The organism is Bacillus sp. AFS012607 (assembly GCF_002558005.1).
In the GTDB taxonomy this organism is placed as follows: Bacteria; Bacillota; Bacilli; order Bacillales; family Bacillaceae_G; genus Bacillus_A; species Bacillus_A thuringiensis_S.
The window spans coordinates 1-15,469 of the sequence record NZ_NTVM01000050.1 but is presented as its reverse complement, the minus strand read 5'-3'; the positions used below and the strand labels follow the sequence as shown (position 1 = coordinate 15,469).

The following is a 15,469-nucleotide window of genomic DNA, read 5'->3' as shown; positions in this document are numbered from 1 at the left end:
TGTTCTATATTACACCTCTAATCTCTAATCGTCAATATGTTTTTATAAAAAATATAAAAAGGCTTATTTCTTTTAAAATAAGCCTTTTTATCACATATCATTCTATTCATTTATTATTTTTCTATAATTGGTAAAGAGACGATAAATTGAATAATACCATCCCTATATTCCGCTCGAATACTACCACCTTGCAACTCAACAATACTTTTCGCAATCGCTAAGCCAAGTCCCGATCCTTCCGTTACTCTACTTCGAGATTGATCCTTCTTATAGAAACGTTCAAACAAATTCACTAACTCTTCTCTCGTAAACTCTTCACTATGATTCGCAATTACAATTTGTATATCCCTACGCTGCCTTTGAAGAGAAACTTTTATCTCTCCATCATCTTTACTGTACTTAATCGCATTCATTAGTAAATTATCAAATACACGAACCATCTTTTCCGAATCAATCGATGCATAAGTACGTTCCTCAGGAAACTTCTTAACAAACGTAAGTCCATGTTCTTCCGCCTGCGGTACTAACTCTTCTATTAATTGCTCAAGCAACTCATTTACACATACTTCTTGTTTTTCTAATACAACTTGTTCATTTGTTAACTTCGTATACTCAAATAAATCTTCTATTAAATTCTTTAACTGCTCCGACTTTACAAAAGCAATTCTTGTATACTCATCATGTTGTTCTTTATTTTCATATTTAGAATCTCGAAGTAATCGTAAGTAACCCATAATAGAAGTAAGTGGTGTACGCAAATCATGAGATACATTTGTGATAAGCTCATTTTTCTGCTTTTCTAATTTACGTTCCTTTTCTATATTATTCATAAGCTCTTCCGCCATATTATTAATATTCTCAGTTAAAGACGCAATCTCATCTTCACCTTTTTTCTCAATGCGGTACGCTAAGTTACCTCTTTCTATTTCCTTTACACCTTGTGCCATTGCTTCAATCTGCTTCATCTTTCTCTTTGTTATATAGAAGAAAGAGAAGATGAATACAAGGACACCAATTAAAAATGGGAATGGTCCTTCTACTTTATAGTACACTACCTCTCCTTGAGGAATCCCACTTACAAACATATATAAGTTCTTACCTTCAATTGTAATAGGCGAGAATGTAATAAACTCTTTTCTTGACCTTTCAATATCATTATTATTTGAATAATTGATAGCAAATGAAGTCGCATTACGAATTGTATTATGCAAATTAATTTGTTCTTCTTGCGCTTGCTTCGTTTTATACAAAACTTTACCATTTTCGTCAGTAACTAATATTTTAAAGGCATCATGCCCTTGCTCTAAATTCTCATTTTCTAGCTCTATCATGTTTTGTACAGCATCTAATTTATTTTCAACAACCATCATTTCCGCTGTACTTTGAGCTTTACGATTAATTTGCTCCATACCATCTCTGTAATTAATCTCGGCATGTTGGCTAGCATCTTCAAAAATAGGTGCTACTATCTTCGTTGATACAAAGAGACCTAATAACGCACAAGCAGTAAACGCCGTAATAAGTTGAATCCTTATACTCCGTTTCACGCTCTTTATTATCTTTTCAATTAATTCTCGAATTTTCCGAACGTAAGTAAACGGATTAAATATCTTTTTCAATCTTATATCCCACTCCCCATACCGTTTTTATATATCTAGGTTTCCTTGGATTCTCCTCAATCTTTTCACGCACTTTTCGAATATGCACCATTACAGTATTATCAGACTGGAAAGATCGTTCGTTCCACACCTTTTCATAAATTTGCTCCGCACTAAACACCATACCTGGATTTCTAGTTAGCAATTCTAAAATTGAAAATTCCCTCGGAGTTAGTTTCACTTCTTCTCCCTCTACAATAACTTTATGGGTCGAGATGTTGATTTTCATCTCTCCAATTTCTAACTCGTCCTCATTTTGGACAGCGAAACCATTCATTTTCATATAACGGCGTAACTGAGATTTAATTCGTGCAATTAACTCTAATGGATTAAAGGGCTTCGTTACGTAATCATCTGCTCCTGTTGTTAATCCTAAAATCTTATCCATATCTTGCGTTTTGGCAGAAAGCATAATAATAGGCATCTCTTTCGCTTCCCTTACTTTCATACACATATGAATACCATCCACTTTCGGCATCATAATATCTAATACGACTAGATGTACTTCATTTTCTTCTAGTAAACGTAATCCTTCTTCCCCGTCTCCTGCTTGCAATACTTTATATCCTTCATTCTTTAAATAGATTGTAATTAAATTTCGAATTTCTTTTTCATCATCTACGACAAGTATTGTTTCGTGTGCCACAATATCTCCCCCATCACTTTTTTAATCCCTAACTTCTATTATAGAAAAACTTCTGAAGAAAAACGCTCGGAAATCCTTAAGTTTTTCTGAAGACGCAAAAAAGGTCTAGACTCCCCTTAAGTCTAGACCTTTGAAAAAACCCCTTTTATTTACGAACGTAGATGAAATATAGTACGAATAAAACTCCCATAACATACATAATCGGATGAACCTCTTTACGACGACCACTCACAACCATTGTAATTGGATAGAAGATAAATCCAATCGCAATCCCAGTTGCGATACTATACGTAAGTGGCATAGAGATAATTGTAAAGAATGCTGGCACTGCAATCTCGAATTTCTTCCAATCAATTTCCCCTAAGGAAGAAACCATCAAGATTCCTACAATAATTAAAGCTGGTGCCGTTACAGCTGGCGTTACAACACTTAGTAATGGCGAGAAGAATAATGCCAGTAAGAAGAATCCTGCTGTTACAACTGCTGTAAATCCAGAACGTCCTCCTGCTGCTACCCCTGCAGAAGACTCAATGTAAGACGTTGTTGTTGATGTACCCAAGATTGCACCAATTACAGTTGCAATCGCATCTGCAAATAATGCTTTTCCTGCACGTGGTAATTTATTGTTCTTCATTAATCCAGCTTGATTCGCAACCGCTACAAGCGTACCTGCTGTATCAAAGAAATCGATAAAGAAGAACGTTATAATAACAATACCCATTTGAACAGTGAAAATATCTCCAAAGTGCGTTAACGCAGCACCGAACGTTGGTTCTAGACTCGGTATTGCTCCCACTACAGCTTTCGGAGTATCAATTAATCCTGTTGCCACTCCTAAGATCGCCGTAAGAATCATACCGTAAAATACTGCACCATTAACTTTCTTAATCATAAAGATGATTGTCGTAACAACCCCGAAGATTGCTAGTAACGTTGTGCCCTTTGTTAAGTCCCCCAACCCAACAAGAACAGCATCATTTTTCACGATAATTCCGGCATTTTGGAATCCAAGAAATGCAATGAACAATCCGATACCTGCTGCTACTGCAAACTTTAACTCCGATGGAATTGCATTGATGATTTTTTCACGAATACCTGAAGCAGTAAGAATAATAAAGATAATACCTGACATTAATGTTCCGGCAATGGCCGTTTGCCATGGAATCCCCATCGTTAACACTGCTGTATAAGCAAAGAACGCGTTAATTCCCATACCTGGCGCTAAAGCAATTGGATACTTCGCGAAAATACCCATAATTAACGAACCGATCGCTGCCGCTAATGCCGTAGCAACGAATACTGCACCTGGATCCATCCCTGTACCTGCTGGTAACCCTTTAACATTTCCAAGCGACAGCGTAGCAGGATTGACAAATAGTACGTAAGCCATAGATAGAAATGTCGTTAACCCTGCTATGAACTCAGTCTTATAATTCGTACCGAGCTCATCAAACTGAAAATAGCGTTTCATCCTACGTTTCCCCCGTTATATGATTACTCGCCGTATTTCCCCTAGCCCTCTTTTATCCCGAGAAATAAAAAAGGCTTCCATTGCATATATACATGGAAGCGTTCTATAAACAAAGACAAGTTTCCCCTCATCTTTATACAAACGCCTCGTAGTCAAGCCATTTACGGTAGCTAGGTAGAAACTTTCGGGCCATATCCCCGATATTATACGACGGCATAATATTCACTTTTAGTTTGAATTACATACTCATATTAACTCGAGGTAGTGTTTTTGTCAATTTAAAAACGAACATTTTTATAAACTTTTATACTTTCGTTCGTATTAATGGTAAAAACAAAAAGATCCATCTATTCATGAATGATAGATGGATCTTTTTTATTACAATACTATTCCCACTCAATAGTTGCTGGTGGCTTACTCGTTACATCATACACGATACGGTTAACGTGTTTCACTTCGTTTACGATACGAACAGAGATTTTCTCTAGTACGTCCCAAGGGATACGTGCCCAATCAGCTGTCATACCGTCGATAGATGTTACCGCGCGGATACCTACTGTGTAATCGTAAGTACGCTCGTCACCCATAACACCTACGCTACGCATGCCAGGAAGCGCAGTGAAGTATTGCCAGATTTCGCGGTCTAATCCTGCTTTAATAATTTCTTCACGTAAAATCGCATCAGATTCACGAACGATTTCTAATTTCTCTTCTGTGATTTCACCTAATACACGAATACCAAGACCAGGACCTGGGAATGGTTGACGCCATACGATTTCATCAGGAATTCCTAGTTCAGATCCTAATACACGTACTTCATCTTTAAATAACGTATTTAAAGGCTCAATTAATTTGAACTGCATGTCTTCTGGAAGTCCACCAACGTTATGGTGAGATTTAATTGTTTGTGCAGTTGCTGTACCACTTTCAACGATATCTGTGTAAAGTGTACCTTGTGCTAAGAAGTCCATACCTTGTAATTTAGATGCTTCATCATCAAAAACGTAAATGAATTCGTTACCGATGATTTTACGTTTTTGTTCTGGATCTTCTACACCTTTTAACTTGTTCATGAAACGTTCTTGTGCATCCACTTTAATAACGTTCATATGGAAGCCTTCGCTAAATGTTTTCATAACGCCTTCTGCTTCACCTTTACGAAGTAAACCGTGGTCAACGAAAATACATGTTAACTGATCGCCGATTGCTTTATGAATTAATACTGCTACAACAGAAGAGTCTACGCCGCCACTAAGTGCACATAGTACTTTTTTGTCTCCAACAGTTTCACGAATCTTTTCTAATTCTACTTCGATAAAGTTCTCCATGTTCCATCCTTCAGAACAACCACATACGCCGAATACGAAGTTTTTAATTAAATCGTTACCGTGCTCAGAGTGACGTACTTCTGGGTGGAATTGTACACCGTATAAGTTTTTCGCTTCATTGCTCATACCAGCAATTGGGCAAGACTCACTTGTTGCGTCTACTACGAATCCTTCAGGTAAACCAGTTACTAAGTCGCCATGGCTCATCCATACAACTTGCTCTTCTGGAAGGTTCGCATATAATTTTGATTCGTTCTCTACTTTAAGAACAGCCTTTCCGTACTCACGGTGGTTGGCACGCTCTACTTTACCACCGAAGTGTTGTGTCATAAGCTGCATACCGTAACAGATACCGAAGATCGGTAAACCTAGTTCGAAGATTTTTTCATCACAATGTAATGCACCTTCACCGTATACGCTATTTGGTCCACCAGAGAAAATAATCCCTTTTGGATTCATTGCTTTAATTTCTTCTGCAGTAATTGTATGTGGATGAAGTTCACTGTATACACCGAACTCACGAATTCGACGTGCTATTAACTGATTGTATTGACTTCCAAAATCTAAAACGATAATTGTATCGTGTTGCTTCTTCAAAATAATCACCCCAACGTTAGTTCTCGTATATAAATATTTTCACCAATTTGGCGAAAAGCATTACTAATATAATAAAAAAAGCCAGTCCTCCGCCTCTAGTCTCATAACAAAGAAAAGGCAGGGGTCTGGCTTTATAAAGAAAGATAGTCTCCGCTCTTTATAAATATAAGACACACTGCCTTCATAGTCAGGTTGTTTACGGTAACCCGGTAGAGACTCTCAAACCATATCATTGAGGATATATGAAGGATCGTTTTATATTATCTTCCTAGATTCTAACAATGAAGTATCTATATGGTCAAGAGAGAAAGCGACAAAATTCTACAGAAATTCATTTCCTTTTCTAAAAAACATAAAAAAACATCCATTTCTATATAGAAATGGATGTTTTTTAGGGCAAACGGAATTACATCATTCCGCCCATACCGCCCATGCCCATGCCGCCCATGTCAGGCATTGCTGGTGCATTTGGTTCTGGCTTGTCAGCTACTACAGCTTCAGTTGTTAAGAACATAGCTGCAACAGATGCTGCGTTTTGAAGTGCAGAACGAGTTACTTTAGCTGGATCTACGATACCAGACTCAAGCATGTTAACCCATTCGCCAGTAGCTGCATTGAAACCAACGCCTACTTTTTCGCCTTTTAGACGCTCTACAACTACAGATCCTTCTAGACCAGCGTTGATTGCGATTTGACGAACTGGCTCTTCTAGTGCGCGAAGTACGATGTTGATACCTGTTGCTTCGTCGCCTTCAGCTACGATAGAAGCTACTTTCGTGTATACGTTCATAAGTGAAGTACCACCACCTGCAACGATACCTTCTTCTACTGCTGCACGAGTTGAGTTAAGTGCATCTTCAATGCGAAGTTTGCGCTCTTTTAACTCAGTTTCAGTTGCTGCACCTACTTTAATTACCGCTACGCCACCTGCTAGTTTAGCAAGACGCTCTTGTAATTTTTCACGATCGAATTCAGAAGTTGTTTCTTCTAATTGCGCACGGATTTGACCGATACGAGCTGCGATTTGCTCTGTATTTCCAATACCTTCAACTACAGTTGTGTTTTCTTTTGTAACAACAACTTTACCAGCGCGTCCTAAAGATTCAACTGTAGCAGATTTTAAGTCACGACCTAATTCTTCAGTGATTACTTCGCCACCAGTTAAGATTGCGATATCTTCTAGCATTGCTTTACGACGGTCACCAAATCCAGGAGCTTTAACAGCTACTACGTTGAATGTACCACGAAGTTTGTTCACTACTAATGTAGCTAAAGCTTCGCCTTCTACATCTTCAGCAATGATAAGAAGTGGTTTACCTTGTTGTACCACTTGCTCTAATACTGGTAAGATTTCTTGGATGTTAGAAATCTTTTTGTCAGTAATTAAGATGTATGGGTTATCAAGAACTGCTTCCATTTTGTCAGAATCAGTAATCATGTAAGGAGATGCATATCCACGATCAAATTGCATACCTTCTACTACGTCTAATTCTGTTGTGAATCCTTTAGACTCTTCTAAAGTAATAACGCCATCGTTACCAACGCGCTCCATTGCTTCAGCGATTAATTGACCTACTTCTTCGTCAGCTGCAGAAATAGCAGCTACTTGCGCGATAGAAGATTTGCCTTCGATTGGTTTAGAAATCGTTTTTAATTCTTCAATTGCAGCAGTAACAGCTTTTTCGATACCTTTACGAAGACCCATTGGGTTAGCACCAGCTGTTACGTTTTTAAGACCTTCACGAATCATAGCTTGCGCTAATACAGTTGCAGTTGTTGTTCCGTCACCAGCTACATCATTTGTTTTGCTAGCAACTTCTGCTACTAATTTCGCACCCATGTTTTCGAATGCATCTTCTAATTCGATTTCTTTTGCGATTGTTACACCATCATTTGTAATAAGTGGTGAACCGAATTTTTTCTCAAGTACAACGTTACGACCTTTTGGTCCAAGCGTTACTTTTACTGCGTTTGCAAGAGTGTCGACACCGCGAAGCATCGAACGACGTGCTTCTTCACTAAATTTAATATCTTTTGCCATAATAATTGACCCCCTTGGATTTTTTTAAGATTTATATAATTAACCGATAACTGCTAAAATGTCACTTTCACGTAAAATCAAGTAGTCTGTACCTTCATATTTCACTTCAGTACCTGCATATTTTGAGAAGATGATAAGATTACCTGCTGCTACCTCTAAAGCAACACGCTCACCATTTTCAAGCACTCGACCAGTACCTACTGCAACAACTTTACCCTCTTGTGGTTTTTCTTTTGCAGTGTCTGGTAATACAATACCACTTGCTGTTTTTTCTTCTGCTTGAACAAGCTCAATTACAACGCGATCACCTAATGGCTTTAGCATGAACAATAACCTCCTCATTTTGTTATGTAAATTTTATTTATTAGCACTCAAGTCACCCGAGTGCTAACACACTTATAATAATAAATAATCTCAATTTCTTTTGCAAGTAAAAAAATCATAATTTTTTCGCAAATTACTATATAAACTTTCTATATAGAATACTGCCTCTACTATATGAATCGTTGTTTCCCCTACTCGTATGTTACAATATGAAAGACACCCTAAGTTGTTTTCGCTAAACGTACAACTTTTTCCTGTCTCCTACTTTAATTTAAAATACGTATTTACAAAAAAATCATAATTCGAATGAAAGTTTATATCGTAGATAACATATTTACATGTTATCCTACCTCATCTCATACACTAGAGTTAGAAAGGATGGTTAAACCATTTGAAGAAACAATACTGGTGGATTATCGTTACATACATTTTAATGCAATTATCTGGCGCTGTTGGATTACCACTTCTCCTAAAAACAGGACTCTATGATAATAGAGGATTTACCATTGAGGAAAAAGGACAAATCATAATGGGACACTGGGCAATTATTAGCTTCTTTGTTGCATTATGTATCGTACTTTGGTTACTTAGAACAGATATTCGCGACAGACATTTAGATGCAACGCGCTCTTCTGTTCCAGCTACAATTGGGTGGATTTTCATCGGATTATTCTTAGCTTTCTTTTCACAAATAGTTGCCGGTATGATCGAGATGCAGCTACTAGGAATTAAACAAGGTTCAGAAAATACAATGAAACTGATGGAAATTGCACGAACTACCCCTTGGTTCCTTATTGTTGTATCTATAATCGGACCTATCTTAGAAGAAATCGTATTTAGAAAAATTCTATTCGGTGCACTTTATAAGAAGTTCAACTTCTTTATTGCAGCTATCATTAGTTCACTTGTATTCGCAGCAATTCATTTTGATTTTACTCACTTATTGGTATACACTGCTATGGGGCTCGTATTCGCCTTCTTATATGTGAAGACGAAGCGCATTATCGTTCCTATTGCAGCTCATGTTGCGATGAATACATTAGTCGCTATTGGGCAAATTTTTATGAGCAATGAGCAAATTCAAGAAATGATTAAAGAAGCTGAAAAAATGCAAGGATTTATCGGAGGATTTTTTGTATGAGAAACTCACCATTGTTCATGGCCGCATTATACTTCCTTCTTGGATGTATCTTTACACGCTTCGCCATTACGAACGTGACAGATACAATCTGGAATGTGTGGACAATACTATTTGCAGTTATGGCAACAATTGATTTTAATTTGGCACTTCGCCTTATATTAGTTAAATTCACAAAGAAGAAACAATAATAAAACGCAGAGGTCGCTTCCTCTGCGTTTTATTGTGGATAGTTTTTCAAAAAGTAAACTAATGTTTGTAACTCTACAGCTAAATCAATATGATGAATTCTAATATTCTCTGATACGTTTAATCGTGCTGGTGTGAAATTCAAAATACCGTGCACGCTCGTTTCAGCTAATCTATCTGCTACAGCTTGTGCTACTGTAGCCGGTACTGTTAATATTGCCACTTGTATATCATTTGATAATCTCTCTTCTAATTCATCTAAATGATATACAGGAATGCCCCCGATTTCTGTTCCAACTTTCTCTTCACTAACATCAAATGCCATTTCAATTTTTGTATTATTGTTTTTCGTGAAATTATAATGTAAGAAAGCGGTCCCTAAATTACCTACTCCAATAAGTGCTACACGCGTTATATCATCTTGATCAAGTGTTTCGCGGAAAAATGATAATAAATAATTTACGTTATATCCATATCCCTTTTTCCCTAATGCTCCAAAATACGAAAAATCTCTTCGTATTGTTGCGGAATCTACTTTTACCGCTTCACTCAATTCGGCCGATGAAACACGCTGCTTACCAGAAAGAGATAAGTTTTGGATAAATCGATAGTATAGAGGCAATCTTTTAGCAGTGGCTTGTGGAATCTTTTGCTGATCCATATGACCTCTCCTCTCTTCCTATCTTTATTCATATACTTTAATCAAATACAGAAGTTTAGCACTCATTAAATTCCTTGTATAATAAAGAGAAGAAGTATTCTCTCTTTATTTTAAACTATACACTATTTTTAGTATGATTGAGAAATATAAACATGGCAAAGTTAAGAAATTATTTGAGGTGAGAACATTGATTTTATTACAAGTAAATGGACTTTCGAAATTATACGGTGCAGAAACAATTCTTGCAAGCATAAAATTGGAAGTACAAACAAAAGATCGTATCGCATTAGTTGGAAGGAATGGAGCTGGAAAATCTACATTATTAAAAATTATCGCTGGTGAGTTATCACATGATGGTGGCGAAATTATAAAACCGAAAGATGTCTCAATCGGGTATTTAGCTCAAAATACTGGCCTAGAAACGTCTTTAACAATTTGGGATGAAATGCTAACCGTCTTTACCCACTTACAGCAAATGGAGACAAAACTTCGAAAGCTTGAGCAAGAAATGGGAAAAGAAGAAAACTTTTCAAACGAAGCTATATATGAAAGATTGTTAGCTGATTATGACCAATTGCAACTCAATTATAAAGATCAAGGTGGATATCAATACGAAGCGGATATTCGCTCCATTTTAAGCGGCCTTGGCTTCCCAGTTGAAACACACCAGACGACGATCTCTACTTTAAGTGGCGGGCAAAAAACAAGATTAGCTCTCGGGAAATTATTATTAACAAAACCAGACTTACTTATTTTGGACGAGCCTACAAACCATTTAGACATTGAAACATTAACATGGCTTGAGCAATATTTACAAGGTTATCCTGGCGCAATATTAATCGTTTCCCATGACCGTTATTTCTTAGACAAACTCGTTACACAAGTATATGAAATTTCGAATAAAGAAAGCAGACGATTTGTTGGTAACTACAGTAAATATTTAGACTTAAAATCAGCATTATATGATCAAGAAATGAAACGTTACGAAAAACAACAAGATGAAATCGCAAAACTTGAGGACTTCGTTCAAAAGAATATAGCTCGCGCTTCTACAACGAAACGTGCTCAAAGTCGCCGTAAACAACTAGACAGAATGGAATTATTAACGAGACCATTAGGGGATTCTAAGTCAGCATCATTCCACTTCGATATTGAAAAGCAAAGTGGAAATGATGTTTTACAAGTAAAAGATGCAACCATCGGCTATGAGGAGGACCCTATAATTGAACACGTAACTATGCGCTTAACTCGCGGAGATAGTGTTGCCTTAGTTGGTCCAAACGGAATTGGGAAATCCACATTATTAAAATCTATTGTGAATAAGTTACCACTATTAAATGGTAATGTTTCTTTCGGATCAAATGTATCTGTTGGCTATTATGACCAAGAACAAGCAAATTTAACATCTTCTAAACGGGTTTTAAATGAACTATGGGATGAATATCCACTGCAACCTGAAAAAGAAATCCGTACTATACTCGGGAATTTTTTATTCACAGGAGATGATGTACTGAAACCAGTATCTTCCCTTAGTGGTGGACAAAAAGCTCGATTAGCTCTTGCGAAACTTATGATGCAAAAGTCAAATTTATTAATTCTGGATGAGCCTACGAACCACCTTGATTTAAATAGTAAAGAGATTTTAGAGAATGCTTTAATTGATTATCCAGGGACTCTTCTATTTGTCTCACATGACCGCTACTTTATTAACCGTGTAACAACGACTGTGGTTGAGTTATCAACAGAAGGCGCACAGGAATATTTAGGTGATTACGATTACTATGTGGAGAAGAAAAATGAAATGATTGAACGGGCAGCATTTGAACAACTTGAACAGCAAGAAAATCAGGCACCTGTTCAAAAAACTGTAGCTCAAGAAAAATTAAATTATCTCGAAGAAAAAGAGCGTAAACAATTAGAACGTCAACGCACTCGAAAAATTGAAGAGCTAGAACAAAATATCGTAAACTTAGAAGAAGAAATTGCTACGTTAGAAGATCAACTTTGCTTACCAGAAATATATGCAGATTATGAAAAAGCTAGTGAAATTACAACTAAAAAACAAACGCTACAAGAACAGCTTGAAACTTGTATGGCAGAGTGGGAAGAGCTGCATGTATAAGAGTATTTAAATAAGGAAGATGTCTCATCAGTCATGATTTTTGACTATGCGACATCTTTTTTCTTTAAGTACATAAATAATTTTTTGGATATATCAATGGTAACTGGGAATATATCAACGATTTTTCAAATACATCTATCGTAACCCTATATACATAAACGATTCGACACGAAATATCGATTTACCGACAAGGATTGACAATATCAGCACCCTCTATAATGGAGGGATATTAAAAAATGTTTTTCGGGGATATCTTCTTGCTTTTTATTTCCCGAAAAACAATACACTCAAAGGTCAGACTTCATCTAGTTTATCCACAAGTTTATACACATATCCACCTTTATAAAATAACTATTAAACCAACTTTTCCACATTACCCACAGCCAACGAAAAAGTTATCAACACTTTATATACACAATAAAACCCACATTATCAACAGATAACATGGGTTTTATCCACAAGCTGTGGTTAATTATGTGCATAACTATGCTTCAATATCTAATCCTGGATTCGCATTTAAGGCTAATGTTGCACGCTTGCCTTGTTCATACGCAATTGTCCCTGCCGCTGCAATCATTGCTGCATTATCTGTGCATAAAGATAGCGGTGGAATAATTAGTTCAATGTTTTCTTTTTGTGCAAATTCTTCTTCTAATCGGGCACGAAGTCCTTTATTAGCAGCTACTCCACCAGCAAGAAGTAATTGCTTTACATTATAAGCTGCTGCTGCACGAGCTGCTTTCGTTACAAGTACATCTATTACACTTTCTTGGAAACTTGCCGCTAAATCTTCTGGTTTAATTTCTATACCACGTTGTTTCGCGTTATGCACAGTGTTGATAACTGCTGATTTCAATCCACTAAAGCTAAAATCATATGAATCCGGTTCTAGCCATGCACGAGGCAAATCAATTGTTGGTTCTCCTTCATGTGCAAGGCGATCAATATGAGGACCACCTGGATATGGCATAGATAACGTACGAGCTACTTTATCATATGCTTCTCCAGCTGCATCATCTCGCGTTTCACCAATTACTTCAAATGAACCATGTTCTTTCATATAAACAAGTTCTGTATGCCCACCAGATACAACAAGTGATAATAGCGGGAATTGCACTTCTTTTACTAAACGGTTCGCATAAATATGACCAGCAATATGATGAACACCGACTAGCGGAATATCATGTGCAAAAGCTACTGCCTTCGCTGCATTTACCCCAATTAGAAGTGCTCCTACTAAACCAGGCCCTTCTGTTACAGCGATTGCATCAATATCATCAAATGTTATGTTTGCTTCTTTTAAAGCTTCTTCTAACACAACTGTAATTTCTTCTACATGATGACGGGATGCAATCTCTGGTACAACGCCGCCAAAACGTTTATGACTTTCAATTTGTGATGCAACGACATTCGCAATAATTTCCGTCCCATTTTTAACAACCGCTACCGCTGTTTCATCACAGCTCGTTTCAATCCCAAGTATAATCGTATTTTTTTCCATTATATATTCACCCACATTACAAGACCATCTTCCTGATTGTCTGCATAGTATCGTTTACGAATTCCACCATTTTGAAATCCATATTTTTTGTATAACTGCTTTGCTACTTCATTTGATACACGTACTTCAAGCGTCATTGTTTTTACCCCTAGTTCTTTCGCTTCTGAAATAACTGCTTTCAATAAGGCATCTCCTAACTTTTGACCTCGGTATTCTGGCAAAATAGCTATATTTGTTATATGTGATTCATCAATAATTATCCACAATCCACAATACCCGATTACACGACCATCTTTTTCTAACACAATATAATGTGCATGTTCATTCATCGTTAATTCACGGTGAAAAGCATCTGCAGTCCAAGGAGTTGAAAAAGATACTTCTTCAATAGCTACAATTTGAGCAATATCATCAAGTTCCATCTTTCTAAATATCATATCCATCTTCTGCAAGGCCCCTACTTGTTTTGACTTTCTAACCACTTTGTTTCAGCTTCAGCTAAACGAAGATAGCTCGGAACAAACGTATGCACATCATGTTCTTCTTTTTGTAATCCTAAAAATGCTAGCTCACTTGGTCTTGGATTATTTTTAGTAAAAGGAGCGAATACAGCTTGATCACCTAAATATTCTATAATTGTTTCTTTATGCAATTTAACATCATTACCGATAAATAAAACAGGCTGTCCTTTATCTTTTAACATTTGCAACCAGTCTACAATAAGAATAATTCGGTCTTCTTCTATTGAAGTTAACTGCTCTCCTTCGTATGTATATAATCCAGTATAGATTTGCCCACGCCTTCCATCAAATAAAGGACAAATTAATCCATTAAAGTTAGCACCGTTTGCAGCTACTACCTCTAAACTTGATACACCTACAATTGGTATTTGAAGTGACCAAGCTAATGTTTTTGCCGCTGTCACGCCTATGCGAACACCTGTATATGATCCAGGTCCAGCAGCTACAACGATTTTAGTTAATTCCTTCGGTTTTACACCACATTCTTTTAACAGTTGCTCTACAGCTGGCATAAGACGTACAGAATGGTTTTTCGTCAAATTTGTAATGATTTCCCCAATCACTTTTCCTTCCTCAATAAGGGATACACCCATTACGTAATTTGAAGTATCAATTGCTAGTACTTTCATCTTGTAATAGCTCCTCACATAATCTAATATAGCGATCTCCAATTGGCTCGAGTATAATTTTTCTTGTGTCATCTCCCGCATGGAATAAACTAATTTGTAACTTTTCATTCGGTAAATATGCTTCTATTAAATGAGCCCATTCCACTACCGTAATTCCTTCACCGTAGAAATACTCATCAAAGCCTAAGTCCTCTTCGCTTTCTGCTAAGCGATACACGTCCATATGATATAGCGGTAATCTTCCTTTATATTCTTTAATAATATTAAAGGTAGGACTATTTACAACTCTTTTCACTCCAAGACCTTTTGCTAGTCCCTTTGTAAAAGTCGTCTTACCAGCTCCAAGATCTCCTTCTAAAATAATTACATCTTGTGCCTCTACGAGTTCACCTAGTTTTTCTGATAATCTTTGTGTTTCCTCAGAAGATTTTGTTGTTACTTCATATTTACTCACAGACTTCACCTACTTTACTCACAATGTTCTCTGCTCTTTATTATACAGGTTTTGAATATATAAAAAAGTCCTTAGGAGTTGTCCTAAGGATAGTTTGACTGTCTTTATTAGTTTTTTGTTAAAACAAATAAAAAAATACGAAACAACTTGTTTCGTTCTTTTCTTTATATAAAATGGCGGTCCCGACCG

14 protein-coding genes and 2 riboswitches are annotated in these 15,469 nt (G+C 36.7%); of the genes, 3 read left to right on the top strand and 11 right to left on the bottom strand.

What is annotated here, in order from left to right; all coding sequences use genetic code 11:
* Positions 1-113 precede the first annotated feature (113 nt).
* The 6 genes from CN409_RS29975 to groES form a co-directional block, all read right to left on the bottom strand.
* Entirely contained in the window at positions 114-1,619 is a 1,506-nt protein-coding gene (locus CN409_RS29975; RefSeq protein ID WP_097982213.1) for a sensor histidine kinase, read from the bottom strand.
* Complete coding sequence (locus tag CN409_RS29970; RefSeq protein ID WP_000929886.1) at positions 1,603-2,304, bottom strand: response regulator transcription factor; 702 nt, start codon at positions 2,302-2,304, stop codon at positions 1,603-1,605. The genes CN409_RS29975 and CN409_RS29970 overlap by 17 nt, the downstream gene beginning before the upstream one ends.
* Before the next feature lie 145 nt (positions 2,305-2,449).
* Positions 2,450-3,775, bottom strand: a complete 1,326-nt coding sequence (locus CN409_RS29965; RefSeq protein WP_000833094.1) for an NCS2 family permease — start codon at positions 3,773-3,775, stop codon at positions 2,450-2,452.
* Between the two features lie 129 nt (positions 3,776-3,904).
* A riboswitch (purine riboswitch) is annotated at positions 3,905-4,006 on the bottom strand.
* Positions 4,007-4,161: 155 nt separating this feature from the next.
* The gene (guaA, locus tag CN409_RS29960; protein ID WP_000743908.1) at positions 4,162-5,700 is read right to left on the bottom strand and encodes a glutamine-hydrolyzing GMP synthase; all 1,539 of its coding nucleotides are present in this window, start codon (positions 5,698-5,700) and stop codon (positions 4,162-4,164) included.
* A 164-nt stretch (positions 5,701-5,864) separates the two neighbouring features.
* Positions 5,865-5,966, bottom strand: a riboswitch (purine riboswitch).
* Positions 5,967-6,106: 140 nt separating this feature from the next.
* A complete protein-coding gene (gene groL / locus CN409_RS29955; RefSeq protein WP_001029992.1) occupies positions 6,107-7,741 on the bottom strand; it encodes a chaperonin GroEL in 1,635 nt (544 codons plus the stop codon).
* 39 nt (positions 7,742-7,780) lie between these two features.
* Positions 7,781-8,065: a co-chaperone GroES gene (groES, locus tag CN409_RS29950; RefSeq protein ID WP_086412306.1), complete on the bottom strand. Its 285-nt coding sequence runs from the start codon at positions 8,063-8,065 to the stop codon at positions 7,781-7,783.
* Between the two features lie 391 nt (positions 8,066-8,456).
* Here groES and CN409_RS29945 point away from each other — a divergent pair, with 391 nt between their 5' ends.
* Positions 8,457-9,206: a CPBP family intramembrane glutamic endopeptidase gene (locus tag CN409_RS29945; RefSeq protein ID WP_000745315.1), complete on the top strand. Its 750-nt coding sequence runs from the start codon at positions 8,457-8,459 to the stop codon at positions 9,204-9,206.
* Positions 9,203-9,394 carry a YdiK family protein gene (locus CN409_RS29940; RefSeq protein ID WP_001246204.1) on the top strand — a complete coding sequence of 64 codons (192 nt, stop codon included), beginning with the start codon at positions 9,203-9,205 and terminating at the stop codon, positions 9,392-9,394. The genes CN409_RS29945 and CN409_RS29940 overlap by 4 nt, the downstream gene beginning before the upstream one ends.
* Before the next feature lie 29 nt (positions 9,395-9,423).
* Here CN409_RS29940 and CN409_RS29935 read toward each other — a convergent pair whose 3' ends face one another.
* Positions 9,424-10,053, bottom strand: a complete 630-nt coding sequence (locus tag CN409_RS29935) for a redox-sensing transcriptional repressor Rex (RefSeq protein ID WP_000372699.1) — start codon at positions 10,051-10,053, stop codon at positions 9,424-9,426.
* A 187-nt stretch (positions 10,054-10,240) separates the two neighbouring features.
* Between CN409_RS29935 and CN409_RS29930 the strand changes: the two genes are divergently transcribed.
* Positions 10,241-12,175 (top strand): ABC-F family ATP-binding cassette domain-containing protein, encoded by a 1,935-nt coding sequence (locus CN409_RS29930; RefSeq protein ID WP_217994094.1) that lies wholly within the window; start codon positions 10,241-10,243, stop codon positions 12,173-12,175.
* A 484-nt stretch (positions 12,176-12,659) separates the two neighbouring features.
* Here CN409_RS29930 and tsaD read toward each other — a convergent pair whose 3' ends face one another.
* From tsaD to tsaE, 4 genes are read right to left on the bottom strand one after another with little or no spacing between them, the layout of a single operon-like run.
* Positions 12,660-13,676: a tRNA (adenosine(37)-N6)-threonylcarbamoyltransferase complex transferase subunit TsaD gene (gene tsaD / locus CN409_RS29920; RefSeq protein WP_000414592.1), complete on the bottom strand. Its 1,017-nt coding sequence runs from the start codon at positions 13,674-13,676 to the stop codon at positions 12,660-12,662.
* Complete coding sequence (gene rimI / locus CN409_RS29915) at positions 13,676-14,119, bottom strand: ribosomal protein S18-alanine N-acetyltransferase (protein ID WP_000367207.1); 444 nt, start codon at positions 14,117-14,119, stop codon at positions 13,676-13,678. The genes tsaD and rimI overlap by 1 nt, the downstream gene beginning before the upstream one ends.
* A 14-nt stretch (positions 14,120-14,133) precedes the next feature.
* The gene (gene tsaB / locus CN409_RS29910; RefSeq protein ID WP_000865746.1) at positions 14,134-14,826 is read right to left on the bottom strand and encodes a tRNA (adenosine(37)-N6)-threonylcarbamoyltransferase complex dimerization subunit type 1 TsaB; all 693 of its coding nucleotides are present in this window, start codon (positions 14,824-14,826) and stop codon (positions 14,134-14,136) included.
* Positions 14,807-15,280, bottom strand: a complete 474-nt coding sequence (gene tsaE, locus CN409_RS29905) for a tRNA (adenosine(37)-N6)-threonylcarbamoyltransferase complex ATPase subunit type 1 TsaE (protein ID WP_000049642.1) — start codon at positions 15,278-15,280, stop codon at positions 14,807-14,809. Before tsaE ends, tsaB begins: the two co-directional genes overlap by 20 nt.
* Positions 15,281-15,469: the final 189 nt, after the last annotated feature.

What these genes read in the sequence shown, in the direction of transcription:
- groES (WP_086412306.1), bottom strand. Translation starts at nt 8,065, where the DNA reads ATGCTAAAGCCATTAGGTGATCGCGTTGTAATTGAGCTTGTTCAAGCA.
- tsaB (WP_000865746.1), bottom strand. Translation starts at nt 14,826, where the DNA reads ATGAAAGTACTAGCAATTGATACTTCAAATTACGTAATGGGTGTATCC.
- CN409_RS29965 (WP_000833094.1), bottom strand. Translation starts at nt 3,775, where the DNA reads ATGAAACGCTATTTTCAGTTTGATGAGCTCGGTACGAATTATAAGACT.
- CN409_RS29935 (WP_000372699.1), bottom strand. Translation starts at nt 10,053, where the DNA reads ATGGATCAGCAAAAGATTCCACAAGCCACTGCTAAAAGATTGCCTCTA.
- CN409_RS29940 (WP_001246204.1), top strand. Translation starts at nt 9,203, where the DNA reads ATGAGAAACTCACCATTGTTCATGGCCGCATTATACTTCCTTCTTGGA.
- groL (WP_001029992.1), bottom strand. Translation starts at nt 7,741, where the DNA reads ATGGCAAAAGATATTAAATTTAGTGAAGAAGCACGTCGTTCGATGCTT.
- rimI (WP_000367207.1), bottom strand. Translation starts at nt 14,119, where the DNA reads ATGGATATGATATTTAGAAAGATGGAACTTGATGATATTGCTCAAATT.
- tsaD (WP_000414592.1), bottom strand. Translation starts at nt 13,676, where the DNA reads ATGGAAAAAAATACGATTATACTTGGGATTGAAACGAGCTGTGATGAA.